Below are 26,018 nucleotides of genomic sequence, written 5' to 3'. Positions count from 1 at the left end.
TGGATCTATCGGTGGCACTACCCGTGGATCTGCGCCGCAATGAACCGATGAATCGCTGAACGAACGTCCGCAGGAACCTTTGCGGGAATGTCCGGGTGAACATCGGATCTCTCCGGTCATCCGATGTATATCCCCGTCCGATCGGAACCGTCCAGGGTCTTGCAGGAATTCACGCCACACAGCTCGGATGAATCGACGTCCGAATGTGCTGCTGCCCCACCCGGGACCCCTTCATTCCTCTGCCACTCCCGACGCCGGAGGGCCGTGCACGGGGGCTGCGGCTGGGTAGGTCTGAAGCCGTAAGGTTGGGACGTACGCAAGGGAACTTCTGAGGGAGGCACTGGGTGATCGAGCTGGAGGGCGTTCCCGAGCTGGTCGACCCGGTCATGATCGCCGCGTTCGAGGGCTGGAACGACGCGGGCGACGCCGCCTCCTCCGCTGTCGCGCACCTGGACGGGGCATGGAAGGGCGAGGTCTTCGCGGCGCTGGACGCGGAGGACTACTACGACTTCCAGGTCAACCGGCCCACCGTGTGGCTGGACGGCGGAGTCCGCAAGATCACATGGCCGACGACCCGGCTCTCCGTGGTGCGGGTCGGCGGCGACAAGCCGCGCGACCTGGTGCTCGTGCGCGGCATCGAGCCGTCGATGCGCTGGCGCTCGTTCTGCAACGAGATCCTGGGCTTCGCGCACGAGCTGGGCGTCGAGATGGTGGTGATCCTGGGCGCGCTGCTCGGCGACACCCCGCACACCCGGCCGGTGCCGGTCAGCGGCGTGACCTCCGACCCGGACCTGGCGCGGACCATGGATCTGGAGGAGACCCGGTACGAGGGCCCCACGGGCATCGTCGGCATCCTCCAGGAGGCCTGTACCCACGCGGGAGTTCCCGCGGTCAGCCTCTGGGCCGCGGTGCCGCACTACGTGTCCCAGCCGCCGAACCCCAAGGCCACGCTCGCCCTGCTCAACCGCCTGGAAGACCTGATCGACCTCAGGATTCCGCTCGGCGAGCTCGCGGAGGACGCCCGGGCCTGGCAGCTCGGCGTCGACCAACTGGCCGCCGAGGACAGCGAGGTGGCCGAGTACGTCCAGACCCTTGAGGAGGCGCGGGACACCGCGGATCTGCCCGAGGCGTCCGGCGAGGCCATCGCCCGCGAATTCGAGCGGTACCTGCGCCGCCGGGACGGCGGTCCCGGCCCCGGCCAGGCCACGGCGGGCGGCCACGCGACCGAGGGCGACGGCTCGTACCTGCGGGACACCTCCAGCGGGCGCACCCGGCCGCCGAAGCCCCCGAAGACGGACGACCCGGGCGAGGACACCTCCGAGGAGTAGCCCCCGGGCCCGGCCCCGGTTCGCGTTGCGGCGCCTCCCCTCGCGCGGGAAGGTCGAAGGACCAGTGCCTTCGGGAGGTGTCGTACGTCATGGCCATCGCCACGGTGAATCCGGCTACCGGTGAGACGCTCAAGAGCTTCGGCGCCATGGGGCCCGAGGAGGTGGAGCGCCGCCTCGCCACGGCCGAGACCGCCTTCGCCGGCTACCGCACGACCCGCTTCGACGAGCGGACGCGGCTGGTGCTGCGGGCCGCCGACCTGCTCGACGGCGACCGGGACGACATCGCCCGCACCATGACCCTGGAGATGGGCAAGCCCATCGCGGCGGCGCGGGCCGAGGCGGCGAAGTGCGCGAAGGCGATGCGCTGGTACGCCGAGCACGCGGCGGCGCTGCTCGCCGACGAGGAGCCCGCCCAGGACGACGTCCACGACTCCGGCGCCGAGCGGGCCCGGGTCCACTACCGGCCGCTCGGCGTGGTCCTCGCGGTGATGCCGTGGAACTTCCCGCTCTGGCAGGTCGTACGGTTCGCCGCGCCCGCGCTGATGGCGGGCAACGTCGGCCTGCTCAAGCACGCGTCGAACGTGCCACAGACCGCGCTGTACCTGGAGGACCTGTTCCGCCGGGCGGGCTTCCCCGACGGCTGCTTCCAGACCCTGCTCATCGGCTCCGACGGCGTCGAGAAGGTGCTGCGGGACCGTCGGGTGGCGGCCGCGACGCTGACCGGCAGCGAGCCGGCGGGCCGCTCCGTCGCGGCGATCTGCGGCGACGAGATCAAGAAGACGGTGCTCGAACTCGGCGGCAGCGACCCCTATCTCGTGCTCCCCTCCGCCGATGTGGAGCGGGCCGCGCGGACCGCGGTGACCGCCCGGGTGCAGAACAACGGGCAGTCCTGCATCGCCGCGAAGCGCTTCATCGTCCACACGGACGTCTACGACGCGTTCGCCGAGCAATTCGCCGCCGGAATGCGGGAGTTGAAGATCGGCGACCCGCTCCTGGAGGACACTGACGTCGGCCCGCTGGCGAGCGAGCAGGGCCGGACCGACCTGGAGGAGCTCGTCGACGACGCCGTACGCAAGGGAGCGAGGGCCCTGTGCGGCGGAAGCCGCCCCGAGGGGAGCGACCGGGGCTGGTTCTACCTGCCCACGGTCCTCGCCGGCATCACCGCGGACATGCGGATCCACCAGGAGGAGACGTTCGGTCCGGTCGCCACGCTGTACCGGGTGCGGGACCTCGACGAGGCGGTGTCGGTCGCCAACGACTCGCCGTTCGGGCTCAGTTCGAACGTCTGGACCCGCGAAAGCGCCGAGGTCGAGCGCTGCGTACGGGACCTCCAGGCGGGCGGGGTGTTCTTCAACGGGATGACCGCGTCTCATCCTGCTTTCCCCTTCGGGGGGATCAAGCGGTCCGGGTATGGGCGCGAGTTGTCCGGGCACGGCATTCGGGAGTTCTGCAACGTGACCACGGTGTGGCACGGGGCAGAGCCTTCGGGTTCTTGACCCCTCCCCCACAACAGACCGCGCCCCGCTGGCAGTTGGAACGGGTCGCGCCCCGGTCCCGCCGTCGTCGTAAACCGGAAAGCGGGCCGGAGCGGTCGCGCCGGTGGCCCGGATGCGTATCCGGCCACCCCGCACAGACACGTCAACTTCCCTGTCACAGGGACCGCTCGCACCCCACCGGGCGCCCCCAACCCCCGCCGTGTTTGGCCTAATTGCGGCGTGACATCGGTTTCCGGTCCAAATGCACGGGTTGCCCATTCAGCTTGATTTCAAACTTTGCTCGCGCGAGCGGGGTTTACGTTCCGGCGCTGAGGTAGCAGGGTGTGTCCCCGTAGGCACGCCAAGCACAGCACCCGAGGGGAGCGGCGGAAGCGATGACCGATCGGATTCACCCGGGTCAGGACCCCGGAACGGCGGGGCCAGGACCCGATGGAGCTGGATTCACCTATCACGGAGCCGAGCCGGAACTGATCGTCGTCGCACGGGCCGAGGCCCGGCTGCGTGTCGGCGCTGAGGGCGTCCGGTCGGCTTCCGGAGCCGACACCTCGGCTCTCTCGATGTTCCTCACCGACGAACAGATCGCCCTGGAACCGCTGTTCGGCCGCGAGGAGCGGCTGGCCCAGGTCCCGCAGGGCACCTCCCGCGAGGCGCTCCCGGACCTGTCCCTCTACTACCGGGTACGCGGTGGCGGCGAGCGGGTGACGGAGCTGAGCGCACGGCTCGCCGCGCTGCCCGAGGTCGAGACCGCCTACGTGAAGCCGGGCGCCGTGCCCGCCTCGATGACGGGACGCGACGAGGAGACCATCAAGCGGCTGAAGGAGGGCGCCCCGGCGACGCCCGACTACACCGGCCGGCAGGGCTACTTGAACCCCGCGCCCGCGGGCGTCGACGCCTACTGGGCATGGCTGCGTCCGGGCGGCTCCGGCGAGGGCGTCACCGTCATCGACGTCGAGGGCGCCTGGCAGCTGGGCCACGAGGACCTGGTGGACAAGCTCGCCGGGATCGTGGTCGGCAACCCGGTGCAGGACCTGGCGTGGCGCAACCACGGCACGGCCGTGCTCGGGGTCATCGGCGGCGACCGGGACGAGAAGGGCATCACCGGGATCGCCCCGGAGGCGGTCACGGCGGCCGCCTCGTTCCAGGGCATCGGCACGGCGGCGGCGGTCCATGCCGCGGCCGAGCGGCTCTCGCCCGGTGACATCGTCCTGATCGAACTGCACCGCCCGGGGCCGAGGTTCGACTTCCAGGCCCGGGACGACCAGGAGGGCTACGTCCCGATCGAGTGGTGGCCGGACGACTTCGCGGCGATCCGCTGGGCGACCGCGAAGGGCGTCCTGGTGGTGGCGGCCGGCGGCAACGGCGGCGAGAGCCTGGACGACGCGCTGTACGAGCGGCGCCCCGAGGGCTTCCCTCAGGACTGGCGCAACCCCTTCAACCCGTCCAACCAGTCCTCGGGCGCGGTCCTGGTGGGCGCGGGCGCCCCGCCGCCCGGCACGCACGGCCGCGACCACGGCCCGGACCGCTCGCGGCTCGCGTTCTCCAACTACGGCGCCCGCATCGACGCCCAGGGCTGGGGCCGCGAGACCACCACGACCGGCGGGTTCTGGGACCGGGCGGGCGACCTCCAGGGCGGCGCCGAGGAGATCGCCTGGTACACGGACACGTTCTCCGGTACGTCGTCGGCCTCGCCCATCGTGGTCGGCGCCCTCGCCTCGCTCCAGGGCATGCTGAAGGCCACCGGGCAGGACCCGATGACGCCGGAGCGGGCCCGTACGATCCTGCGGTCGACCGGTTCCCCGCAGCAGGACGCGCCGGAGCGGCCCGCCTCCCAGCGCATCGGCAACCGGCCCGACATCAAGGCCGCGGTGACCCGTCTGATGCCCTCGACGGTCGGCACCGGCCAGGCCGAACGGTACTGGGACGAACTGATCCCGTACCCCCATGAACTGCCCCCGAGGCTCCGGCTGTTCGTGGCCGGCGCATGGCGCAACCTGAACGACCCCGCGCCCGAACTCCGCCAGGCGGTGCACTCCGCCTTCGCGGCCGGACGGCCGGACATACGGGTCTGGTTCTCGGACGACGAGGTCGTCGGCCTGGTGGTCGCCGGCTGAGCGTCACGGACACCGGACAGCTAGCGGAACTCACAAAAGGGAAGGTGACACCCGCATGAGCACCACCCCGCAGATGAGCCAGCAGCACCAGATGCACCAACAGCAGCAGTACGGCCAGCAGATGGGCCAGCAGGGCCCCAGCACGTCCCCGCCGCAGGGCTTCGGCCAGCAGCAGGGCTTCGGCCAACAGGGCTTCACCCCGCAGTACAGCCAGCAGGGCATCGGCCAGCAGCTGCCGCCGCAGATCCAGCAGCAGCTCCAGCAGCTCGGCCAGCAGCAGCCCTACCAGCAGCTGCTCCAGCAGATGGGCGGCCAGCAGGGCCAGCAGCAGGGCATCGGCCAGCCGCTCGTGCTGCCGGCCGCGGTCAACAGCGCCGCCCTGGTCAGCGGCATCGCCACGAAGTTCTGGGACGTCGTGACCCCGCTGCCCGGCCAGCCGTCGATCCTGTACTTGTTCATCGACGGCAACTGGCGCCAGCTCGCGAACCCCAACCCCGTCACCCATGACGAGGTCCAGGAGGCCTTCGCGTTCGGGCAGCAGGTCATCGGGTTCTACGACACCACCAACAGCGTCATCCAGGCGATCGTGGTGAACAAGCAGTAGAGCCAACTCCCGCACAGAGGGCGCCGGGTGGGCACGTTCCCGCCCGGCGCCCGCCGTATGCCTAGGCGCAGGTGAACTTGGCGGCGGCCCAGTCCCCGTGGTCACCGGACTTCGAGTTGTTGGTGTCGGTGATCTTCAGGTGGACGTGCCGGGCGCCGCCGAGCGGCACGTCGACCGGCACGGTCGCCGAGGCTCCGGTCACCTTCGGCGAGGTCCACAGGACCTTGCCGTCCGCCTCGACGGAGAAGGCGACCTCCCCGTAGCCGTTGATCTCGTCGTCGATGCCGACGTCGGCGGTGAAGGCGGTGCACCGCCCGCCGGTGTAGACCTCGATGTCGGAGTCGGCATGGGCGCCGATCCCCTTGGCGTACGTCTTCCCGGCGAGTGTGAGGATGTGGCCGTCGGCCGCCCCCGACTCGCCGTTGGAGCGGTCGCGTTCGGGCGGCCCGTACCCGTTGGCCGACGTCAGCCAGACCATGTCGCTGGCCCAGGTGTCGGCCGCGGGCGGCGCCGGCATCACGGAGACCGCGATCCGCTGCTGTGAACTCCCTCGATTCGACGCAGAGTTGACGTTCAGCGTGACCTCGCCGGGCCTGACGTCCTTGGCGGGAGTGACGCCCACCTCGACGCGCCGGGTGGCGCCGGCCGGGATCCGTTCGAGCGCGGCGGCCGGGGTTACGGCCCACCCGGCCGGTGCGGCGACGGACACCCGGACACCGGTCGCGTCCTTGGCTCCGGCGGTGACGTCCACGGCCACCTTGCCGGGCGCACCCGCGCCGAGCTCCTGCCCGGCGGGCGCGGCCAGCGCGACCCGGTCGCCCGGGGTGCGGCCGCCCACGGCGCTGGTGTCCTTGAGCTTCACCTCGAAGGCCTTGTCCGTGCGCAGGGTCGCGGTCTTCACCACAACCACGCCGCCCCGGTCGCTCGGGTCGTAGAACCAGCCGGTGGCGGCCTTGTCGTACGCGGCCTTCGAGCCGAGCCGCGCGAGCCGGCTCCCCTGGACCTCGACCTTGGCGGGCGCGCTGCCGGTGTGCAGCGTCAGCTCGTAGGGGCGGGCGGTCTGCTTGCCCTTGAACCCGCCCTTGCTGGCGCCCACTTGGACGGTCACGTCGCCAGAGCCACGCTGCGGGGCCGAGACGTCGGCGCGCTGGGTCGCATAGGCGCCGGTCCGGTTGGCGCGGGTCACGCCGTCGTCCTCGTACAGCTGGAAGGAGGAGCGGCCCTGCGGGTAGATGTCCCAGGCGAGCGGCGAGTTCGCGGTGCGGTCCTGGTAGGAGCGGATGCCGGGCCACATCGGGACGGCGGCGCCCGCCTTCACGAACAGGGGCAGCGTGTCGAGCGGCGCGCTGTAGTTGTCGACGGTGGTCGGGCCCTGGTACGTGCGCCCGCTCCAGTAGTCGATCCAGGTGCCCTGGGGCAGGTAGATCCCGTTGCGTACGGTCGTGTCCTGGTAGACCGGGGCGACCAGGAAGTCCTCGCCGGACAGGAACTCGTACTTGGCGGCGTCGGTGGCGGCCTTCGGATCGTTCGGGTATTCGAGAGCCAGTGGCCGGACGGGCCCGATGCCGGTCTTGGTCGCCTCGTGGGCATAGGAGTACATGTAGGGCAGCAGCGACTCCTTGAGCTTGAGGTAGCCGCGGTTGATCGAGGTGTAGGGCTCGCCGTACTGGTAGGGCTGCTTGTCGCTCGCGGCCCAGCCGTCCATGGTCATCACGGCGGGCAGGAACGACTTCCACTGGAGGTCGCGCGTGTACGTCTTGGGGCTGCCGCCGAAGATGCCGTCGATGTCGCCGCTGGTGTAGGCGAGGCCCGAGAGGGTCGCGCCCGCGTACGTCGGGATCTGCCAGCGGATGTTCTCCCAGCCGCCCGACTGGTCACCGGACCACTGGACGCCGCAGCGCTGCGCGCCGGACCAGCTCTCCGGGGCCCAGGTGAAGCCGCGCGCGTCGCTGTTGGCCTCGATGCCCTGATAGGCGGCCTTGCAGCCGTCCAGCGCGTGCTTGTATCCGTCGCCGACCCAGGCGACGTCGAGCTTGGCGACGCGCTGGCCCGCCTTGACCTGGTCGGCGAGCTTGTCGAGGCCGTCCTCGGTCCACAGGCCCATCTGCATGGAGTCGTTCTGCAGGCCCTTGGCGGTCTCGGGCAGGTTCTCGTAGCCGCAGCCGTAGCCGTCGTTGACCAGCATCCAGCCGTTCGGCATGTCGTTGGTCCTGTACGCGTCCGCGATCTTGAGGGCGTCGAGGGTGTGGCGCTCGCCGCGGTTGGCGTTGTGCAGATAGCAGTCGGAGTCGCCGGGTTCGAGCCCGTAGACCGGCGGCAGGAACGGCTTGCCGGTCAACTGGGTGTAGTCGCCGATGACTTGCTTCGCATCGCCCGCGAAGTAGTAGGCGTCGAAGCGCTGTTCCTTGGCGCTCGCGGTGACGGGCTGCCCGAACACGTACGTATTGGGGGCGTACGTGTTGCGGAAGACGCCGTAGCCGGCCGTCGAGAGGTAGAACGGGACGGAGTTGGGGTGACCGCCGTCGTTCCAGTTGTCGTCGACGCCGACCTGGACCGTCTGGTCGCGGTGCGAGGTGTTGCCCCGGCCGTTCTGCATGCCGCCGCCGTAGAACTGCTCGGTGGCGCCGCGCGACAGGGTCTGGGTGGTGGTGTCCTTGGTCCAGCTCAGCGGCTTGGTCTCGGCCCAGAGCTGGGTGCCGTCCGCCTTGTAGAGGGCGAAGCGGAGCGGGGACTTGAAGGCGCGCAGGGTGACCTTGTCGGTGCTCAGCTCGTAACGGTCGCCCTTGTCCTTCCAGCGGGCGGCGGGCGGCTTGCCCTGCGGCAGGACGATGTCGGAGCCGGCCGGGTCGGTGAACTCGCCGTCCGGGGCGAGCTCGATGCGGAAGGTGTCCGCGGTGACGAAGCCGACCCGGGCCTCGGCCGCGCCCGCGTGCAGCTTGAAGACGGAGCCCGCGGCGGCTTCGAAGCCGGTCACGTTTCCTACGGAGGTATCGGCGGGGGTGTCGGCGGGCGCGGCGGCCTGCGCGCTGCCGGGCCCAGCGAACACCGCGAGCAGACCGAGCACGGCTGCTCCCGCGAGCGCCACTCTCGTGCATATTGGTGATTGCATAGAGCGTGTTTAGCGCACAAACGAGCATTGGACCATGGGGTGGGCCCAGGAAAAACGAAACCGCCCCCGGACTCACGAGGAGTCCAAGGGCGGTTCGGACAGAGCCGGTTGGTGCTGTCCTGTGACTAGAGGGCGACACCGAGGAGGGCGTCGACCGTACGGGAGACGAGACCGGGGGCGGCCTCGTCCGTGCCGCCGTCGGCGTCCTGGCGCTCGGCCCAGCGGTCCACCGCGGCGAGCGCGGCGGGCGCGTCGAGGTCGTTGGCGAGGGCCTCGCGGACCTCCTCGACCAGCGCGTCCGCGGACGGCCCGTCGGGCCGCGACACGGCGGCCCGCCAGCGCCCGAGACGCTCGACGGCGTCCTGGAGCACCTGGTCGGTCCACTCCCAGTCGGCCCGGTAGTGGTGGGCGAGCAGGGTGAGGCGTATGGCGGCCGGGTCGACGCCGTCGCGCCGCAGCTTCGAGACGAAGACCAGGTTGCCCTTGGACTTGGACATCTTCTCGCCGCCCAGAGCGACCATGCCGGCGTGCACGTACGCCTTGGCGAAGGGGTACTCGCCGGTCAGCGCCTGGGCGTGGGAAGCACCCATCTCGTGGTGCGGGAAGATCAGGTCGGAGCCGCCGCCCTGCACGTCGAAGCCCATGCCGAGGTGGTCGAGGGCGATGGCGACGCACTCGATGTGCCAGCCGGGGCGGCCGCGCCCGAGCGAGGCGCCGTCCCAGCTCGGCTCGCCCTCGCGGGCGGCCATCCACAGCATCGGGTCGAGCGGGTTCTTCTTGCCGGGCCGCTCGGGGTCGCCGCCGCGCTCGGCGGACAGCGCCTTCATGGCGGCGGCGTCGTAGTGCGACACCTCGCCGAAGTGCGGGTCGCTCTCGACGGAGAAGTAGACGTCCCCTTCGAGCTCGTACGCGGCTCCCGCGTCCCGCAGCCGTTCGACGAGCGGGACGATCCCCGGTATCGCCTCGACCGCGCCGATGTAGTGCTTCGGGGGGAGCAGTCGCAGGGCGGTCATGTCCTCGCGGAACAGCGCGGTCTCGCCCTCGGCGAGTTCCACCCAGTCCTTGCCGTCGCGGATGGCTCGCTCCAGCAAGGGGTCGTCCACGTCCGTCACGTTCTGGACGTAGTGAACCTGCCGCTTGGTGTCGAGCCACACGCGCTGAACGAGGTCGAACGCGTTGTAGGTCGCCGCGTGACCCATGTGGGTCGCGTCGTACGGGGTGATCCCGCAGACGTAGATACGGGCGACGGGACCGGGGTCGAGGGTGACTCGACCGCCGGTCGCGGTGTCGTGGATCCGGAGGTCGCGGCCCTTGCCGGGCAGGGCGGGGACCTCAGAAGCGGGCCAGGCATGCATGTCTTGAGCGTAACCGGACGCGGCTTCCGGATACGAACCGGATCCCGCGCTTGGCCGAATCGACCCTCTTGCGCCCCAGCGCCGGGAGGTGCTAACCAGCCTCCCCCTGCTGGGGCTCCGCCCCAGACCCCGGGAAGCCCCACCCCACCCCACCCCTTCCCGAAACCCTCCGGGGGTGGGGTGGGGTGACAGTGGCTCCTGGGGCCCCGCCCCCAGACCCCCGATCGCGCCTTAAGGGCGCTCGTCCTCAGACGCCGGACGGGCTGGGTGTTCCTGCTGAGCGGCACTCACGAAGCCGGTCGGGCCGGGGATGCCTGGTGGGCGGCGCGCAAGCTGCCGGACGGGGGATGCACCCTGGTCGAGCCAATCCTGCTGGGGGCGCGGGGAACTGCGCGACCAGCCACGCACGGTCCGCGGCCGACCGACGGCACACGGCACCCCACCCTCTCCCGTCCGCCGGAGGCTTTCGGGAAGGGGTGGGGTGGGGGAAAACTCAGACCGGCGGCCACGGAATGGCCGGCCACTCCCCGGAGGGGGCGGGGTGAACCCCGGTGGTCAGCAGGGCCTCCACCCGGGAACGCACCGCGTCCAGCTCCGCCGCCGTGATCAACCCGCCCAGCCGGACGGCCAGCGGCTCCAGGGGTAGAAGGGCCTCGGCCAGGCCCTTCAAGGCGCCCACCGCCTCCGAGGTGAGCGGCTCGCCCGCCCACCCCCACAGCAGCGTCCGCAACTTGTCGTCCACGTTGAACGTGACCCCGTGATCGATCCCGTACAGCCGCCCGTCGGGCGCGGGCAGCAGATGCCCGCCCTTGCGATCCCCGTTGTTGATCACCGCGTCGAGCACCGCGAGCCGCCGCAGCCGGGCATCGTCCGCGTGCACGAGGAGCGCCGTGCGGCCCTCGCCGACCTCCGCGAGCGCGACCGCCTTCCAGCCCTCGGCAGGCTCCTCGTCGTCGACGAGCGCGAGCAGCCCGGGGTCCCCCTCGACGGGCGCGATCCACAGCTGGACCATGCCCTCGCCGTAGGGCCCGTCGCGCAGCACGGTGGGCGGCACGAGGTCCCAGCCGGTCGCCCGCGACACCTCGTACGCGGCGACCTCGCGCTGGGCCAGCGTGCCGTCGGGGAAGTCCCACAGCGGCCGCTCGCCCGCGACGGGCTTGTAGACGCACTCCGCGCTGTCGTCCCCGTACGCGACGGAGCAGTACAGGACCGCGTTGGACGCCTCGCGGATCCGCCCGAGGACGGTGAGCTCACCCTTGGCGAGGAGCTCGGCGGAGGTCAGGCTCCGCGGCGGTATCCGTTCTGGCGCGGGCATACGTGTCCTTCCGGGTCGAGCGGCAGGCTGCACAGCGGGCACGGCGGCCGGCCCGCGTTCACGACGTCCAGCGCGCGCTTGGCGAACGCCCGGGCCTGGGCTCCGGTCAGGCGCACCCGCAGCATCGGCGGGCCGTTCTCCTCGTCCTGGAGCATCCGCTCCTCGGCCTCGGCGAGGTCGTCCTCGGTGTCCGCGTCGAGCTCGACGAGGGCCTGCGCCTCGATGATCATGCGCTGTTCGTCGCCGTCCCAGGCCAACGCCATGGTGCCGACCCGGAACTCCTCCTCGACGGGCGAGTCGAGCGGCGCGGAGTCCGTGACGTCGGGCGGGGCGACGGCAGGCACAGGAGCGTTTCCTCCGGTCCTGCGCACGACCTCGTCCAGCAGCTCGTCGATCCGCTCGGCAAGGGCCGCGACCTGAGTCTTCTCCAGGGCGACGCTGGTGGTGCGGCTGCCCGCGGACGCCTGGAGGAAGAACGTACGGCGCCCGGGCAGCCCGACCGTGCCGGCCACGAAACGGTCCGGCGGGTCGTAGAAGAACACCTGACGGGACACGTTCTGGTCTCCCTAGTTCGGAGTTGGAGCAGCGGTTTTCGGCGCGTCCACCCTACTGCGCGCGGCGATCACGGTGCTCCCGCACCGCCACCGACCTCGGCCTGTTCGTCGGGGGCTTTCTCGCGCGGGGCGAGCGAGGCGAGGTCGCCGGTGTCCCCGAGGCGTACGAGGAAGGGCCGCAGACGGGTGTAGCGGATGACGGTGAGGGAACACGGTTCCACCGAGATCCGCTGGAAGAGGTCGAGATGCATACCGAGGGCGTCCGCCACGATCGACTTGATGATGTCGCCGTGCGAGCACATCGCGTACACCGCGTCGGGGCCGTGCTCGGTCTCGATCCGGGTGTTCCAGTCCCGTACGGCCTCGACGGCCCGGGCCTGCATGGCGCGCATCGATTCGCCGCCGGGGAAGGCCGCGTTGGAGGGGTGTTGCTGCACGACCTCCATGAGCGGTTCGGCGGAGAGCTCGGAGAGTTTGCGGCCCGACCAGTCGCCGTAGTGACACTCGCCGATCAGGTCCTCGGGGTGCAGCGGCAGGCCGGGGCGGGCGTCCAGGAGCGGCTGCACGGTCTCGCGGCAGCGCTGAAGCGGGCTGGTGACGACGGCGGCGAGCGGCAGGGAGGCGAGCCGGGCGGGCAGGGCGGCGGCCTGGGCGCGGCCGCGCTCGTCGAGGGCGACACCCGGCGTCCAGCCGGCCAGCACCCCCGCCGTGTTGGCGGTGGAGCGTCCGTGGCGTACGAGGATCAACGTGGCCATGTGCGCCAGCCTAGGCGCCCGGCCGCCCTCGGGTGCGGTCGGCTCCCGATCAAGGGACAATGCCCGCAATGATCGTCGACTGTGCCATCTATCGCGAGGGGCGCCGCATCGAGGGCCCGAGGGACTTCTCGGACGCCCTCGACCAGGCGCGCGCCATCGGCGACAGCTTCCTCTGGCTGGGGCTCTACGAGCCGACGGAAGAGGAATTCGAGCTGGTCAGCAGCGAGTTCGGGCTGCACAGGCTGGCCGTGGAGGATGCCTTGAAGGCGCATCAGCGGCCGAAGCTTGAGGTGTACGACGACTCGCTGTTCATGGTGTTGAAGCCGGTCGTGTACGAGCCGCAGAGCGACACCGTGACCTCCGGCGAGCTGATGCTCTTCGTGGGCGACTGCTTCGTGGTGAGCGTCCGGCACGGCGAGGGCGCGCCGCTCAAGGCGGTGCGGCGCAGGCTGGAGGCCGAGCCGGAGCTCCTCAAGCACGGGCCGACGACGGTCCTGTACGCGGTGAGCGACGCGGTCGTCGACCACTACACGGACGTGGCGGCGGAGCTCCAGACCGACCTGGAGGAGCTGGAGGCGCAGATCTTCTCGCCGACCGGCGGCGGCGACACGAAGAACACCGCGTCGCGGATCTACACCTTCAAGCGGCAGCTCCTGGAGTTCCGCCGGGCGACCGGCCCGCTCGCGCAGCCCGTGCAGCGCCTCGCGAGCGCGGGCGTGCCGTTCGTGAACGCCAAGTCGCAGCCGTTCTTCCGCGATGTGGACGACCACCTGATGAAGACCAACGAGGCGGTGGAGGGCCTGGACCGCCTGCTCTCCGACATCCTCTCGGCCCATCTCGCCCAGGTGAGCGTCCGCCAGAACGACGACATGCGGAAGATCTCGGCGTGGGCGGCGATGGCGGCGGTTCCCACGATGGTGGCCGGCGTCTACGGCATGAACTTCGACCACATGCCGGAACTCCACTGGTGGTGGGGCTACCCGGCGGTGATCCTGCTGATGGTGGTTCTCGAAATCTCCCTGTACCGCCTGTTCAAGCGGCGGGGCTGGCTGTAGTCAGGCGTATCCGGGCGCGGGCACGGCGGGCCCGCCCAGTGCGTCGCGCCGCTCGGGCATGGTGAGGCTGACCATCCGCCGCCATCCGCCGAGCCGTTCGTAGGCGTACACCGCGTGGATGCCTGCCGCGAGGACCGCCGTCTTGGCGCGCGGCCAGGCGAGGATCCGCCCCATGTGGGCCATCACGGCGAGGCTGACGTCGCGGTACACGCGGATCTCGGCGAGCGCGCACTCGCGCAGTACGCGCTGGATCGTGGGGCCGTGTCCGGCGCGGGCCAGGCGCAGCAACTCCTCGTGGCAGTACGCCAGATGGTTGTCCTCGTCGTCGGAGATCATCCGCACCGCCCGGCCGATGTCGGGGTCCAAGCCGAAGTGTCGGCGCAGCAGCTCCATCTGTTCGGAGGCGCGCTGCTCGGTGACCCGGCTGTGGGCGAGGTAGATGACGACGTCCCGTTCGGTGAGGGGCGCCTCGCCCCGGAGCTGTTCGTGGCCGAGTCCGATGCCGTGCTGTTCGAGCAGCATCGTGTAGTCGGTGTCGGGCGGTACGTCGACGGGGCTCAGGCAGCGCCTCTTCAGCAGCGCGTTGAAGATCCGCCCGTGCTTGTCCTCGTCGGCGCCGTGCCGGGCCACCTTGGGGGCGAGCGCACGGCAGCCTTCGGGCAGGAGGGCGGCGATCCGGCCGTTCTCCCAGCCTCCCTGGGACTCGCCGCTGGCCGCGATGGAGCAGAAGAGCCGGAACGACTCGTCGTGGTCGAGGATCTCCTGGAACAGGCTCTTGGCCGAGAGCATCGCCGTACCTCCGGGGTGCGCACAGTGACCATGCGAAACCGAGTCAAATGCGGCAGACCACCGGCGGCAACAGGGGTCCGGCACCACTGGGCCGAACGAAGGAATGTGCGGTGCCCACACCGCCGTAACCGGGCGGCGTGTCGGGGCGTTGTCAGACATGACGGCCGTGGCGGGGAAGACCCCCGAGCCCCCACCACGGCCGCGGAGACGATCCCCTCAGACGAGGCGCGCGCGCTCCAGCGCCTCGGTGCCCGCGCGCAGCGAGGCGAGCCGCTCGTCGAGCGTGAAGCCGGCCGGGGCCAGGGTCAGCGTGGTGACGCCGGCGGCGGCGTAGGCCTGCATGCGGTCGGCGATCCGCTCGACCGAGCCGAGCAGCGTGGTCGAGTCGATGAGCTGCTGCGGCACCGCGGCGCCCGCGCCCGCCTTGTCGCCGGACAGGTACTTGTCCTGGATCTCGGCGGCCTCCTTCTCGTACCCCATGCGCTGTGCGAGCTGGTTGTAGAAGTTCTGCTTGCGGCTGCCCATGCCGCCGACGTACAGCGCGGTGTACGGGCGGAACATGTCGGCGAGGGCGGGCACGTCCGCGTCGGCGCCGAGCGAGATCGGCAGCGTCGGGCAGACGTCGAAGCCGTCCATGGTCAGGCCGGCTTTCTCGCGGCCCGCCCGGATGTGGGAGATCGCGGTGGCCTCGATGTGCTCGGCGGCCGGGAAGATCAGCAGCGCGCCGTCGGCGATCTCGCCGGTCTGCTCCAGGTTCTTGGGGCCGATCGCGGCGATGTAGAGCGGGATGTGCTCGCGCTCGGGGTGCACCGTGAGCTTGATGGGCTTGCCGGGGCCGCCGGGCAGCGGCAGCGTCCAGTGCTCGCCCTCGTAGGAGAGCCGCTCCCGCGTCATGGCCTTGCGGACGATCTCGACGTACTCCCGGGTACGGGCGAGCGGCTTGTCGAACTTGACGCCGTACCAGCCCTCGGAGACCTGCGGCCCCGAGACGCCGAGGCCGAGGCGGAAGCGGCCGCCGGAGAGCGAGTCGAGGGTGGCGGCCGTCATCGCGGTCATGGCGGGCTGGCGGGCCGGGATCTGGAGGATCGCGGAGCCGACGTCGATGCGCTCGGTCTGGGCTGCGACCCAGGCGAGGACGGTCGGCGCGTCCGAGCCGTAGGCCTCGGCCGCCCAGCAGACGTCGTAGCCGAGCCTGTCCGCCTCTTTGGCGACGGCGAGGTTGTCGCCGTCCATTCCCGCGCCCCAGTAGCCGAGGTTGATGCCGAGCCGCATGGCCGAATCCCCTTACTCGTCGGGACGCGTGGGTACGCGCCCGCACTCGCGTCTTACTCATGAGTAACGTTCCTGTGCCGGGGACTCTAGCGCGCGTGGGCGCGATGCGGCAGGGCCGAGTTGTCCACAGGCTCTCTCCCCGTGGGCCCTTGGCCAGTAATCTCAGCGCCCATGGAGCAGAGGCATCTCGGCCGCACGGGCCTGCGCGTATCCCGGATCGGGCTCGGCACCCTGACATGGGGCCGGGACGTCGGCGAGCAGGATGCCGCCGAACTCCTGAAGGCGTTCTGGGAGGCGGGCGGCACGCTGATCGACACGGCGGACGTGTACGGCGGCGGGGACGCGGAGTATCTGCTCGGGCAGTTGACGGAGCGGCTCGCGCCGCGCCGGGACCTGGTGATCGCGACCAAGGCGGGCAGCGTGCCCGACCCCGACCGCCGCTTCGACGGCTCGCGCGGCCATCTCCTGAGCGCCCTCGACGCCTCCCTTGAGCGCCTCGGAACCGACCACGTCGACCTCTGGCAGGTGCATGCCTTCGACTGCGGGACCCCCTTGGAGGAGACCCTCCAGGCCCTCGACATCGCGGTCAGCAGCGGGCGGGCGCGCTATGCGGGCATCTCCAACTTCAGCGGCTGGCAGCTCGCCAAGGCCGCGACCTGGCAGCTCGCCGCGCCCGGGGTACGCACCCGGCTCGCCAGCACCCAGATGGAGTACTCGCTGCTCCAGCGCGGGGTGGAGCGCGAGGTCCTTCCGGCCGCACTGGACCTGGGGGTCGGTCTGCTGCCCTCGTCGCCGCTCGGCCGGGGCGTGCTGACCGGGAAGTACCGGCACGGCACGCCGGCGGACTCGCGCGGCGCGTCGGAGGGCCTCTCGGCGTTCGTCGCGCCCTACCTCGACGACGCGGCGAGCCGGATCGTCGACGCCGTCTCCATAGCGGCCGACGGACTCGCCGCGACACCGCTTCAGGTGGCGCTGGCCTGGGTGAGGGACCGTCCGGGAGTGGTGGCGCCGATCGTCGGCGCGCGCAACGCGCAGCAGCTCGCGGCGGCATTGTCAGTGGAGGCCCTTAGTCTTCCTGACGAGATCTGCCAGGCGCTCGACGATGTGTCGGCGCCCGTGCACCGCTATCCCGATCAGGACTGGAGCACGCTGTGACTGCGCTTCCCCAGGGCTCGGCCCCTGGATCCACGGCCGACGAATCCGCCGAGGCGGAGGTGGCGCCCGAGCCCGCGGAGGGCACCGCCGCCGGCGACCTCTCGGTGGATGGCGCGGAGGCCGCGGCCACGGGCGACCCCGGGACGGCGACCGCCGATGAGCCCGAGCCGGAATCCCCCGGCGACTCCGAGACGCCCGACGCGAGCGCCCAGGAGACCGAGCCGGCTGCCGAGGAGTCCGAGTCCGGCAGCGAGACCGGGACCGCCGTGGCGACCGCCGAGGAGTCCGAGTCCGCCGCCGGTTCCGAGGCCACCGATGCCAAGGCCCCCGAGATCTCCGAGGCCGCGGCCGAGCTCGCGGCCCAGCGGGAGCTGCGGGCCAGGATCGAGCAGCGCAAGGCGGAGAAGGAGGCGCCGATCCCGGCCGGCACCAAGCTGAGCGGGCAGGCCGCCGACCTCCTCGCCGCCGTACGGGCCGTGGAGAGCGGCGAGAAGCCGGGCGCCGCGTTCTTCGGCGGCCCGACCCCCGCCCCGCGCAGGCCCGCCCCCGCCCAGCAGGCCGCTCCGGTACGTCCCAGGGCGCCCGAGCCCGCCCAGGCGCCCGCCACTTCGGCCGAGGCCCTCGCCTCCGTACGTGACGTGCTGGCCCGGGGCGGCGCGCCCGAGGCGCTGGCCGCCCAGGTCACCGGCGCCCTCGGCGAGCAGGCGGCCGAGCGGCTCGGCGCGGACCCCTGGCAGCTCCTCGCGGTGCCCGGGGTGCGGCCCGAGCAGGCCGACGGCTTCGCCCGGGCACTGCTCGGCGCCGAGTGCCGGCCGGACGACGAACGCAGGGCGGCCGCGCTGGTCGGCTGGATCCTGGAGCAGGCCGCCGCGCGGGGGCACACCGCGCTGACGGCCGACGACGTGCGCAAGGCCCTGGCCGCGCGCTCCGTTCCCGACCCGGACGAGGCGGTGCAGCAGGCCATCGCCGAGGGCGTGGTGCTGGTCTTCCAGGACGGCCTGGCGGACGAGCCGGAGCCCTCCGAAGATGCCGAGGACGCCGAAGAGGCGGCCGAGCCCGCGGAGCCGGTCGAGGTCCTGCTCGGGCTCGACCGGTACGCCCTGGCCGAGGAGAGCCTGGCCGACGGGCTCGCCCGGCTGCTCAACTCGCCGGTGCGGGACGACGGTTCGGTGTGGCCGGAGGGCGGCGAGCTGGTCCGCGCGGTCGCGGGCGGCGGCCTGGTGGCGCACACCGGCGGCGAGGCCGCGCGCGCCGAGTCGGCGGCGGTGGTGACGGCTGCCGCGGCGGCCGGACTGCGCGCCGCGGGCGCCGCGCACACCGCGGACGGCCGGCGCCGCCTGGCCCAACTGACCGGCCCGCTGGCCGCGTTCACCGTCGCGGGCCTGCTGTCCGGCGAGGGCCCCGGCCGGGATGCGGACGGGGCGCTCGCCCTCGACGTCCTGGTGGTGCAGGACGCGACACAGCTCGACGTGGAGACCGCGGCCGTGCTGGTGGAGTCGCTGCCCGACGGCTGCCGGCTCGTACTGAGCGGGGACCCCGGGGTGCTCGGCCCGGCGGGTGCCGGCCTGGTCTTCAACGACCTGCTGGCCGCCCGGGTCTGCCCCGTGGTGGCGTCGCGGCTGCCCGACCCCGGGCCGGTCGGCGAGCTGGTCTCGGGCATCGGCATCGGCGAGCTGAACCAGGTCGAGGCCCCCGGCAAGGAAGTCGTGATCGTCCCGGCGCGGGACGCGGGCGAGGCCGTGCACCGCTGCGTGCAGCTCCTCGCCGACTCGATCCCCCGGGCGATCGGCATCCCGCCGGAGCAGACCCAGGTGATCACGGTGGGCCACGGCGGCTCGGCGGGCACCCGCGCGCTGAACGCGGCGCTGAAGCAACGCCTCAACCCCGGCCCCGGCCGCTTCGGCGGCTTCGACCCGGCCGACAAGGTGGCGTACGCCGAGGCCCCGGGCCGCACGGTGATCGGCACGGTCGTCGGGGCGGACGCAGAAGGCCTGCGGCTCGACTGCGCAGGCACCCCCGTCCTCGTGCCCAAGGCGCGGGTCGAGTCCACGCTGCGGCACGGCTGGGCGCTGACCGCGCACCAGGCGGTCGGGATGCGGTGGCCCGCGGTGGTCGCGGTGCTGCCCGGAGACGCGGCGCAGGGGCTCAACCGGGCCTGGGTCTACACGGCGTTCGGCCGCGCGGAGCGGCATCTGTCCGTCGTCCACGGCGTGGACCAGGCGCTCCCCCGGGCCGTCGCGGAGATCCTCCCGGCGCCGCGCACGACCCGCCTGACGCCGCTGCTTCACGGCCTCCTGAAGACCGCCGAGTAGTACGTCGCACACGGCGGAGGCCGCGCACCCCCATGGGCGGGGTGCGCGGCCTCCGCCGTGAAGGCAGGGTCAGGGGGCCGGCCGGAGGTCCTCCTCGTCGAGGTCGTCCTCCAGGTCCTCCTCGTCGAACACGGCGCTCACATCGAAGCGGCACACCACGCGCTGGGGGTCGGCGTGGTCGAACGGCGTGCTCAGCCACTCGCCCGGCTCCGGGAGCTCGTCGGCGGCCGACACCCACAGGGTTGAGTCGCCCTCCTCCAGGCCGAACTCCTTGTGCCGGGAGGCGATTTCGTCCGGTTCGTACTCTCCGAAGAGCACACCGAGCGCGGCGTGGACACTGCCGCCGACGACCGGGGCCGTGCGCTCGCCCTCGTCCGGCTCCTCCGCCTCGGGGTCGAGATCGGTGATCCGCTGTGCCTGGGCGAGCAGTCGCTGGGGCTCGGCCACGGCGTAGTCGCGCCGGATGAGCACGCTCAGGGCGTTGGGTTCCTCGGGGCCCGCGTAGGGCGGCAGGGAGTCGTCGGCGCCGGGGATCTCGAAGGGGGTCACCTCGTCGTAGCGGTCGTAGAGCCGCTCGTCGTACGCCTCGGCGGCCGCCGCGAGTGCGTTGAACGCCTCGTACACGTCGGGATCGTCGTCCCCCGTGCGGCGTTCCACCGCATCGAGGTGACGGTCCAGCGCGGCTTTGACCGCCTCGGCGGCGGCACGTACCTCGGCAGCGGTGGGCTGCGCAGCATCAGACATAGTGCAGACGCTATCCGTACCGGGCCTCTGCTTGCACAATAGATGCGATGCCGGAATACGAATTTGTCGACGTGTACGTCCCGCGCGGGGTGTCCCGCAAGGAGGCGACGCGCCTGCTGACCGACCATGCCGAGTACGGACACTGGGAGTTGGACCGACTGAGTCTGCGCCGCGACGGCAGCCGCAGAGTGCGGCTGCGCAGGCGGATCATCCGCCAGGTGCGGGCCACATGGTGAGCCCGCGGTGATGACGGAGCGGGCCCCGCACCTGTGCGGGGCCCGCTCCGTCATGACAGCCGTGCGCGACGGCTTCGACTACTGCTGCGCGGCGCGTCCGCGGCGGTAGAGCACCGCTCCGCCGAGCACGAGACCGGCGGCGGCCGGGACGGCGAAGCCCATGCCCTCGGAGCCGGTGTGCGCCAGCGCGGCGGCCGGGGCCTTCGGCGCGGTCACGGTCTGGGTGACCGGGGCAGCGGGCTTGGCGGGCGCGGCGGGCTGCGCGGGCTTGGCCGGCTGGTGCGCGATCGGGCTGACCGGGTTCTGCGGAACCCCGGGGTGCCCGGGCTGCTGGGGGTGGTCCGGCTGCTCGGGCGGACAGGGCTTGTGCTGGCCCGGGTGGTGCGGCTTGCCCGGGTGGTGGGGCTGGCCGGGGTGCTGCGGGTGTCCGGGGTGGCCCGGGTGGTGGGGCTGGCCGGGCCGGCCGCTCTCGTCGTTGACGCAGTCGTTGCCGAACACCGGGTTGCCGACACCCACCACGTTCACGCTGTTCCCGCAGAGGTTCACGGGTACGTCGATGGGAGCCTGGATGGTGTTGCCGGAGCCCACACCGGGCGAGTTGCTGGTGTGGCCGGTCGCCATGGACCCACCACCCTGATGCCCGGCGCCGCCCTTGTTGGCACAGCGGTTGCCGAACGCCGGGTTGAGCGCGCCGATCACGTCGACGGTGTTGCCGCAGGCGTTGACCGGCACGTGCACCGGCACCTGGACGGCGTTGCCGGACAGTACGCCCGGCGAGTTCGTGGCACTGCCCTGCGCCGCCGAGTCGGCGTGCGCGGCACCGCTGCCCATGGCGATGACGCCGGTCGCGGCCGCCATGGTGATCAGTCCCTTGCGGGTGACCTGTCGCATAGATTCGTTCCTTGCCTTCTGCCTTCCGGAAAGCCCGGATGCCGTTGCGCCCGGGCTGAGATGCCCGGCGGCCCCGGAGTGCATGGCGCGCACTCCGGGGCCGCCCGGCTCAGACCCTCACGGGTTGAGGCACAACGTCACTTGTTGACGCAGGTGTTGCCGAAGGCGGGGTTCAGCAGCCCGATCACGGAGACCGTGTTGCCGCACACGTTCACCGGGATGTGGATGGGCGCCTGGATGACGTTGCCGGACGCGATACCCGGGGAGTGCACAGCAGCACCCTGGGCGCCCGCGTCGGCGACAGCCAGGCCCGCACCCGCGAGAACCAGACCACCAGTGACAGCCGCAGCAGCGACGACCTTCTTGATCATTACTTCCTCCTTGTTGGCAAATGTGCGGTCCCAGCCGCGGACCGCACACCCTGTAACGAGGAGGAAGTTATTGGGCTACGAGCATATGAGTGCATTCACTCTTCTCAGTCGGATACGTACGTTTAAACGATTAATGCAGCGTCGTTTCGGCACGCACCCGGTGCCCGGAGGCCGTTGCCGACCTCAGGACGCGTCGATGAACCGGTCGAGGACCCGCACGCCGAACTTCAGGCCGTCGACCGGCACCCGCTCGTCCACACCGTGGAACATCCCGGCGAAGTCGAGCTCCGGCGGCAGCTTCAGCGGCGCGAAGCCGAAGCCCCGGATGCCGAGGTCGTCGAAGGACTTGGCGTCGGTGCCGGCCGAGAGCATGTACGGCACGGCGCGCGCGATGGGGTCCTCGGCCTGCAGCGCGACCTGCATGGCGTCGACCAGGGCGCCGTCGAAGGTGGTCTCCAGAGCCTTGTCCGCGTGGACGTCCTCGCGCTTCACGCGCGGCCCCAGGATCCGGTCCAGATCGGCGAGGAACTCCTCCTCGTACCCCGGCAGGAAGCGCCCGTCGACATGGGCGGTCGCCTGCCCCGGAATGACGTTGACCTTGTAACCGGCGCCCAGCTGGGTCGGGTTGGCGGTGTTCTGGAGGGAGGCGCCGATGAGCTTGGCGATGCCGCCGAGCTTGGCGAGCGTCTCGTCCATGTTCTCGGGGTCGAGCTCGGTGCCGAGCGCGTCCGAGAGCTCGTCGAGGAAGTGCCGCAGCGTCTTGGTCACCCGCACCGGGAACTTGTGCCCGCCGAGCCGTGCCACCGCCTCGGACAGCTCGGTGATGGCGTTGTCCTTGTGGATCATCGAGCCGTGCCCGGCGGTGCCGTCCACGGTCAGCTTCATCCAGTGCATGCCCTTCTGGGCCGTCTCCACGAGGTAGAGCCGCAGCTTCTCGTTGACGGTGAAGGAGAACCCGCCGACCTCGCTGATCGCCTCGGTGACGCCCTCGAAGAGCTCGGGGTGCTTGTCCACGAGGAAGCGCGCCCCGTACGTGCCGCCGGCCTCCTCGTCGGCGAGGAAGGCGAGGACGATGTCGCGCGGGGGCTTGCGGCCGTTCCTGAGCCGGTCGCGCACGACCGCGAGGGTCATCGCGTCCATGTCCTTCATGTCGACGGCGCCGCGGCCCCACACACAGCCGTCCGCGATCTCGCCGGCGAAGGGGTCGTGGGTCCAGTCGTCGGCGTTGGCCGGTACGACGTCGGTGTGGCCGTGGATGAGCAGCGCGGGCCGCGACGGGTCCTCGCCCGCGATCCGGGCCACGGTGGAGGCGCGGCCCTTGTGCGACTCGAAGATCTTCGGCTCCAGGCCGACCTCGGCGAGCTTCTCCGCGACGTACTCCGCGGCCGCCCGCTCACCGGGTCCGGAGTGGTCGCCGTAGTTGCTGGTGTCGATCCTGATCAGATCGCGACAGAGGTCGACGACCTCGTCCTGACCGGTCACGCCGCCGGTCCGGGTCGTGCTCGACTCGCTCACGCTGCTTCCTCCCGCTGTCGCTCCGTGTGGTCCGCCCCCATCCTGCCCCCGCGCCCCCTCGCCGCCCAAGGGCGGCTTCCCGCCGACATCCCGTGTTCACGCAGGCCACGGGGGTGATCGAGCACCCCCGGATGTTTGCTATTGTTTTCCACGTCGGAACGGGCACGGCCCGCGAGACAGACACCTTGTCCGGGTGGCGGAATGGCAGACGCGCTAGCTTGAGGTGCTAGTGCCCTTTATCGGGCGTGGGGGTTCAAGTCCCCCCTCGGACACCAGTAGGAACCCCACTTCGGTGGGGTTCTTTCGCGTTTCCGGGGTGGTGGGCCGCCGGGTCGGCGCCGAGGGGCCCGCGCGGTTCACACCCGCCGGAACGCCACGACCGCGTTGTGGCCGCCGAAGCCGAAGGAGTTGCTCAGGACTATGTCGCCGCACGGCGGCAGCGGGCGGGGGGTGTCGCGGACCACGTCCAGGCCCAGGCCCTCCTCGGGGTGGTCGCAGCCGACGGTCGGGGGGATCAGGCCGTCGCGCAGGGTCAGGATGGTGGCGACGGCCTCCACCCCGCCCGCGCCGCCCTGGAGGTGGCCCAGGGCGCCCTTGTTCGCGGTGACGGGGATGTCGCGGGTGTGGCTGCCGAAGAGGCGGCCCAGCGCGCGGGCCTCGGTGCGGTCGCCGTCGACGGTCGCCGTGGCGTGCGCGTTGACGTGGGCGACGTCGGCGGGCGTGGCCCCGGCGTCCGCGAGGGCGGAGCGCAGCGCGGCCTCGACGCCGCGGCCTTCGGGTTCGGGGGCCGCCATGTGGAAGGCGTCCGCGGACAGGCCCCAGCCGGCCGCCTCGCAGTAGATGCGGGCGCCTCGCTCCCGGGCGTGCTCCTCGTCCTCCAGGATCAGTACGCCCGCGCCCTCGCCCAGCACGAACCCGTCGCGCGCCTCGTCGAACGGCCTTGACGCCCCGGCCGGTTGGTCGTTGCGGGTCGAGACCGCCCGCATCGCGGCGAAGGCGGCGAGGATCTCCGGGGTGATCACGGCTTCCGTGCCGCCTGCGACGACGAGGTCGACGCGGCCGGCGCGGATGGCGTCGATGGCCTGCCCGATCGCCTCCGTACCGGACGCGCAGGCGGAGACGAAGGTTCGGGCCTCGCCGCGGATGTCGAGGTCCTTGGATATCTGGGCGGCCGAGGCGGACGGCACGGTCATGGGCGTGGTGTGCGGGGAGACCGCTCTCGGGCCGCGCTCGATCAGCGTGAGCCGGCTCTCGACCATGACGGGCGCACCGCCGATGATCGTGCCCATCGACACCCCGGTACGGTCCGGGCGCAGGCCGCTGGCCACGGTTCCCGAGAGGTCGAGGCCGGCGTCCCGCCAGGCCTCGCGGGCGGCGAGCAACGCGAACTGGGCGGAACGGTTCATCCGCCGCGCCACCGGCCTCGGCAGCAGTTGGGCGGGGTCGACGGCGGCCCGGGCGGCAAGGCGGACCGGAAGCCCGTCGAAGTCCGGGCCCTCCATCACCGAAACCCCGGAGCGCCCTTCGAGCAGGCCCTGCCAAAGACCCGGCACGTCGCCGCCGAGCGGGCTGACGGCGCCGAGGCCCGTCACCACGACCCGGCGCCCTCGTGGCACGGCCCACTGCGACGGGTCCGGTAGATCGGCCGGGTCCACCCGCGTCGTGCGGACGACCTGGCGTTCGTAGCGCGGCAGCACGCGCTCCAGGTCGGGGCCGCCGGTCAGGGGGCGCAGTTGCAGCCGGGTCTTCGTCTCGGTCGCGGGCGCGGTGCGCACCACCACGAGCCAGGGGCCGTCCGGATCCGTCGCGATGACGTCCCCGGGCACCAGTTCGCTCGTGGTGAGCAGGACGCACTTGCCGCCCATAACCGACTCTTCGTTCATCTTTGCCTTTGCCTCATTTGTGGCAGATATGGATATTTCGCATTCAATCCCCCCAGGCAGCATGCCTCCCGATCGCGAAGAAAGCAGGCCCGGGAGGGCCGCCTCACCTGCCTTCCTTCGACCTCTGTTCCCCCGGGAAGGCGCTGACCTGGGAGTCTCTTGCATCTGCGGGACCGGTGGGGTTCTCTGGTTCCGTGAGACGCAGATCCAGGACGCCCTCCGCTCCGCTCGCGCAGCGCGACGGCATCGATCCGGTACGTGTGCGGCTGCCCGCGGATCCGGAGGGGCTCTGGACGACGGTCGGTGATCACCTGCTGGGCCGGTTCGAGGGTGCGGTCGGCGCGGAGCGGGTGACCGCGATGCTGCGCGAGGGGCGGTTCGTCGGGGCCGAGGGGGCGCTGAGCGGGGCGGAGGCCTACCGGGCCGGGATGCACGTGTGGTTCCACCGGGACTTCGCGCCGGAGGTGGCGGTGCCGTTCGAGATCGGGATCGTGTACCGGGACGAGCGGATCGTGATCGCCGACAAGCCGCATTTCCTCGCCACCACGCCGCGGGGCCGGCACATCACCGAGACGGCGGTGGCCCGGCTGCGGCGGGATCTGGCGCTGCCCGCCCTCCAGCCCGCCCACCGGCTCGACCGGCTCACGGCGGGCCTCGCCCTGTTCGTCGTACGCCCCGAGGACCGGGGCGCGTACCAGAACCTGTTCAGCGGGCGCCGGGTGCGCAAGGAGTACGAGGCGGTGGCGGCGTACGACCCCGGGGTGGCGCTGCCGGTGACCGTACACAGCCGGATCGTGAAGGAACGCGGGGTCATCGCCGCCCGCGAGGAGGCGGGCGAGCCCAACGCCGAGAGCCGGATCGAACTGGCCGAGCAGCGCGACGGGCTCGGCCGCTACCGCCTGCTCCCCGCGACCGGCCGCACCCATCAACTGCGGGTCCACATGCACGGGCTCGGGCTGCCGATCCTCAACGATCCGGTGTATCCGGTGGTCCTGCCGGAGTCCGCGCCGGACGACTTCGGGGCGCCGCTGCAACTCCTCGCCAAGGTCCTGGAGTTCACCGATCCGGTGGACGGGCGAGTCCACCGGTTTGAGAGCGGGCTTCGGCTGGCGGGATGGCCGAGCGTCCGGAGACCGGAAGGATAAGGCCAGACATCGGATCAATGCAG

At 71.8% G+C, this 26,018-nt stretch carries 21 protein-coding genes and 1 tRNA gene; 10 read left to right on the top strand and 12 right to left on the bottom strand.

Going from position 1 to position 26,018, the window contains the following annotated elements:
• The first annotated feature begins 344 nt into the window (after nucleotides 1-344).
• The 4 genes from ADK54_RS00810 (at nucleotide 345) to ADK54_RS45535 (ending at nucleotide 5,539) form a co-directional block, all read left to right on the top strand.
• A complete protein-coding gene (locus ADK54_RS00810) occupies nucleotides 345-1,328 on the top strand; it encodes a PAC2 family protein (RefSeq protein ID WP_053723482.1) in 984 nt (327 codons plus the stop codon).
• Between the two features lie 89 nt (nucleotides 1,329-1,417).
• Nucleotides 1,418-2,824, top strand: a complete 1,407-nt coding sequence (locus ADK54_RS00805) for an NADP-dependent succinic semialdehyde dehydrogenase (protein ID WP_053723536.1) — start codon at nucleotides 1,418-1,420, stop codon at nucleotides 2,822-2,824.
• Nucleotides 2,825-3,198: 374 nt separating this feature from the next.
• Nucleotides 3,199-4,935 (top strand): S8 family peptidase, encoded by a 1,737-nt coding sequence (locus ADK54_RS00800; RefSeq protein ID WP_053723481.1) that lies wholly within the window; start codon nucleotides 3,199-3,201, stop codon nucleotides 4,933-4,935.
• Between the two features lie 55 nt (nucleotides 4,936-4,990).
• On the top strand, nucleotides 4,991-5,539 hold the full coding sequence (locus ADK54_RS45535; RefSeq protein ID WP_053723480.1) for a hypothetical protein: 549 nt from the start codon (nucleotides 4,991-4,993) through the stop codon (nucleotides 5,537-5,539).
• A 61-nt stretch (nucleotides 5,540-5,600) separates the two neighbouring features.
• Here ADK54_RS45535 and ADK54_RS00790 read toward each other — a convergent pair whose 3' ends face one another.
• The 5 genes from ADK54_RS00790 to ADK54_RS00770 all read right to left on the bottom strand — a co-directional run bounded on the left by ADK54_RS00790 (nucleotide 5,601) and on the right by ADK54_RS00770 (nucleotide 12,627).
• Nucleotides 5,601-8,648 (bottom strand): NPCBM/NEW2 domain-containing protein, encoded by a 3,048-nt coding sequence (locus tag ADK54_RS00790; protein ID WP_053723479.1) that lies wholly within the window; start codon nucleotides 8,646-8,648, stop codon nucleotides 5,601-5,603.
• 125 nt (nucleotides 8,649-8,773) lie between these two features.
• Nucleotides 8,774-10,003: a cysteine--1-D-myo-inosityl 2-amino-2-deoxy-alpha-D-glucopyranoside ligase gene (gene mshC, locus ADK54_RS00785; protein WP_053723478.1), complete on the bottom strand. Its 1,230-nt coding sequence runs from the start codon at nucleotides 10,001-10,003 to the stop codon at nucleotides 8,774-8,776.
• Nucleotides 10,004-10,496: 493 nt separating this feature from the next.
• Nucleotides 10,497-11,318, bottom strand: a complete 822-nt coding sequence (locus ADK54_RS00780; protein WP_053723477.1) for an SCO1664 family protein — start codon at nucleotides 11,316-11,318, stop codon at nucleotides 10,497-10,499.
• On the bottom strand, nucleotides 11,282-11,872 hold the full coding sequence (locus tag ADK54_RS00775) for a DUF3090 domain-containing protein (protein WP_053723476.1): 591 nt from the start codon (nucleotides 11,870-11,872) through the stop codon (nucleotides 11,282-11,284). Before ADK54_RS00775 ends, ADK54_RS00780 begins: the two co-directional genes overlap by 37 nt.
• Before the next feature lie 68 nt (nucleotides 11,873-11,940).
• A complete protein-coding gene (locus ADK54_RS00770; RefSeq protein WP_053723475.1) occupies nucleotides 11,941-12,627 on the bottom strand; it encodes a histidine phosphatase family protein in 687 nt (228 codons plus the stop codon).
• A gap of 59 nt (nucleotides 12,628-12,686) precedes the next feature.
• Between ADK54_RS00770 and corA the strand changes: the two genes are divergently transcribed.
• Nucleotides 12,687-13,682: a magnesium/cobalt transporter CorA gene (gene corA, locus ADK54_RS00765; protein WP_107090432.1), complete on the top strand. Its 996-nt coding sequence runs from the start codon at nucleotides 12,687-12,689 to the stop codon at nucleotides 13,680-13,682.
• Here the strand turns inward: corA and ADK54_RS00760 are convergent, their stop codons facing one another.
• A complete protein-coding gene (locus ADK54_RS00760; protein ID WP_053723473.1) occupies nucleotides 13,683-14,471 on the bottom strand; it encodes a hypothetical protein in 789 nt (262 codons plus the stop codon).
• 216 nt (nucleotides 14,472-14,687) lie between these two features.
• Complete coding sequence (locus ADK54_RS00755; RefSeq protein ID WP_053723472.1) at nucleotides 14,688-15,743, bottom strand: LLM class F420-dependent oxidoreductase; 1,056 nt, start codon at nucleotides 15,741-15,743, stop codon at nucleotides 14,688-14,690.
• A 171-nt stretch (nucleotides 15,744-15,914) separates the two neighbouring features.
• On the opposite strand from ADK54_RS00755, the gene ADK54_RS00750 reads away from it, so the two are divergent.
• Nucleotides 15,915-16,898, top strand: coding sequence for an aldo/keto reductase (locus ADK54_RS00750; RefSeq protein WP_053723471.1), 984 nt, complete (start codon nucleotides 15,915-15,917; stop codon nucleotides 16,896-16,898).
• Nucleotides 16,895-19,210, top strand: a complete 2,316-nt coding sequence (locus ADK54_RS00745; protein ID WP_053723470.1) for a helix-hairpin-helix domain-containing protein — start codon at nucleotides 16,895-16,897, stop codon at nucleotides 19,208-19,210. Before ADK54_RS00750 ends, ADK54_RS00745 begins: the two co-directional genes overlap by 4 nt.
• Before the next feature lie 69 nt (nucleotides 19,211-19,279).
• Here the strand turns inward: ADK54_RS00745 and ADK54_RS00740 are convergent, their stop codons facing one another.
• Nucleotides 19,280-19,954 carry a hypothetical protein gene (locus ADK54_RS00740; protein WP_053723469.1) on the bottom strand — a complete coding sequence of 225 codons (675 nt, stop codon included), beginning with the start codon at nucleotides 19,952-19,954 and terminating at the stop codon, nucleotides 19,280-19,282.
• Nucleotides 19,955-20,001: 47 nt separating this feature from the next.
• On the opposite strand from ADK54_RS00740, the gene ADK54_RS00735 reads away from it, so the two are divergent.
• On the top strand, nucleotides 20,002-20,190 hold the full coding sequence (locus tag ADK54_RS00735; RefSeq protein ID WP_018535088.1) for a DUF5703 family protein: 189 nt from the start codon (nucleotides 20,002-20,004) through the stop codon (nucleotides 20,188-20,190).
• 78 nt (nucleotides 20,191-20,268) lie between these two features.
• On the opposite strand, the gene ADK54_RS00730 is transcribed toward ADK54_RS00735, so the two are convergent.
• From ADK54_RS00730 to ADK54_RS00720, 3 genes are all read right to left on the bottom strand, one after another.
• The gene (locus ADK54_RS00730; protein ID WP_053723468.1) at nucleotides 20,269-21,081 is read right to left on the bottom strand and encodes a chaplin; all 813 of its coding nucleotides are present in this window, start codon (nucleotides 21,079-21,081) and stop codon (nucleotides 20,269-20,271) included.
• Nucleotides 21,082-21,218: 137 nt separating this feature from the next.
• Nucleotides 21,219-21,452 carry a chaplin gene (locus ADK54_RS00725; RefSeq protein WP_053723467.1) on the bottom strand — a complete coding sequence of 78 codons (234 nt, stop codon included), beginning with the start codon at nucleotides 21,450-21,452 and terminating at the stop codon, nucleotides 21,219-21,221.
• Nucleotides 21,453-21,635: 183 nt separating this feature from the next.
• The gene (locus ADK54_RS00720) at nucleotides 21,636-22,967 is read right to left on the bottom strand and encodes a M20/M25/M40 family metallo-hydrolase (RefSeq protein ID WP_053723466.1); all 1,332 of its coding nucleotides are present in this window, start codon (nucleotides 22,965-22,967) and stop codon (nucleotides 21,636-21,638) included.
• Nucleotides 22,968-23,154: 187 nt separating this feature from the next.
• Here ADK54_RS00720 and ADK54_RS00715 point away from each other — a divergent pair.
• Nucleotides 23,155-23,242 (top strand) — tRNA-Leu (locus ADK54_RS00715).
• 81 nt (nucleotides 23,243-23,323) lie between these two features.
• On the opposite strand, the gene ADK54_RS00710 is transcribed toward ADK54_RS00715, so the two are convergent.
• Nucleotides 23,324-24,850 (bottom strand): beta-ketoacyl-[acyl-carrier-protein] synthase family protein, encoded by a 1,527-nt coding sequence (locus tag ADK54_RS00710; protein ID WP_053723465.1) that lies wholly within the window; start codon nucleotides 24,848-24,850, stop codon nucleotides 23,324-23,326.
• 194 nt (nucleotides 24,851-25,044) lie between these two features.
• On the opposite strand from ADK54_RS00710, the gene ADK54_RS00705 reads away from it, so the two are divergent.
• Entirely contained in the window at nucleotides 25,045-25,995 is a 951-nt protein-coding gene (locus tag ADK54_RS00705; RefSeq protein ID WP_053723464.1) for a pseudouridine synthase, read from the top strand.
• The last annotated feature ends 23 nt before the right edge of the window (nucleotides 25,996-26,018 follow it).

Origin of the sequence: Streptomyces sp. WM6378 (genome assembly GCF_001279695.1) — a bacterium.
Taxonomy (GTDB): Bacteria; Actinomycetota; Actinomycetes; order Streptomycetales; family Streptomycetaceae; genus Streptomyces.
Note: the sequence above shows the minus strand (reverse complement) of the source record. Positions and strands in the feature narration are given on the sequence as shown.

Bases quoted from the DNA above. Each gene is read 5' to 3' on its own strand.
- ADK54_RS00760 (WP_053723473.1), bottom strand. From the start codon at position 14,471: ATGCTCTCGGCCAAGAGCCTGTTCCAGGAGATCCTCGACCACGACGAG.
- ADK54_RS00755 (WP_053723472.1), bottom strand. From the start codon at position 15,743: ATGCGGCTCGGCATCAACCTCGGCTACTGGGGCGCGGGAATGGACGGC.
- ADK54_RS00800 (WP_053723481.1), top strand. From the start codon at position 3,199: ATGACCGATCGGATTCACCCGGGTCAGGACCCCGGAACGGCGGGGCCA.
- ADK54_RS00805 (WP_053723536.1), top strand. From the start codon at position 1,418: ATGGCCATCGCCACGGTGAATCCGGCTACCGGTGAGACGCTCAAGAGC.
- ADK54_RS00710 (WP_053723465.1), bottom strand. From the start codon at position 24,850: ATGAACGAAGAGTCGGTTATGGGCGGCAAGTGCGTCCTGCTCACCACG.
- ADK54_RS00730 (WP_053723468.1), bottom strand. From the start codon at position 21,081: ATGCGACAGGTCACCCGCAAGGGACTGATCACCATGGCGGCCGCGACC.
- ADK54_RS00770 (WP_053723475.1), bottom strand. From the start codon at position 12,627: ATGGCCACGTTGATCCTCGTACGCCACGGACGCTCCACCGCCAACACG.
- mshC (WP_053723478.1), bottom strand. From the start codon at position 10,003: ATGCATGCCTGGCCCGCTTCTGAGGTCCCCGCCCTGCCCGGCAAGGGC.
- ADK54_RS00780 (WP_053723477.1), bottom strand. From the start codon at position 11,318: ATGCCCGCGCCAGAACGGATACCGCCGCGGAGCCTGACCTCCGCCGAG.
- ADK54_RS00735 (WP_018535088.1), top strand. From the start codon at position 20,002: ATGCCGGAATACGAATTTGTCGACGTGTACGTCCCGCGCGGGGTGTCC.
- ADK54_RS00725 (WP_053723467.1), bottom strand. From the start codon at position 21,452: ATGATCAAGAAGGTCGTCGCTGCTGCGGCTGTCACTGGTGGTCTGGTT.
- ADK54_RS00740 (WP_053723469.1), bottom strand. From the start codon at position 19,954: ATGTCTGATGCTGCGCAGCCCACCGCTGCCGAGGTACGTGCCGCCGCC.
- ADK54_RS45535 (WP_053723480.1), top strand. From the start codon at position 4,991: ATGAGCACCACCCCGCAGATGAGCCAGCAGCACCAGATGCACCAACAG.
- corA (WP_107090432.1), top strand. From the start codon at position 12,687: ATGCCCGCAATGATCGTCGACTGTGCCATCTATCGCGAGGGGCGCCGC.
- ADK54_RS00750 (WP_053723471.1), top strand. From the start codon at position 15,915: ATGGAGCAGAGGCATCTCGGCCGCACGGGCCTGCGCGTATCCCGGATC.
- ADK54_RS00790 (WP_053723479.1), bottom strand. From the start codon at position 8,648: ATGCAATCACCAATATGCACGAGAGTGGCGCTCGCGGGAGCAGCCGTG.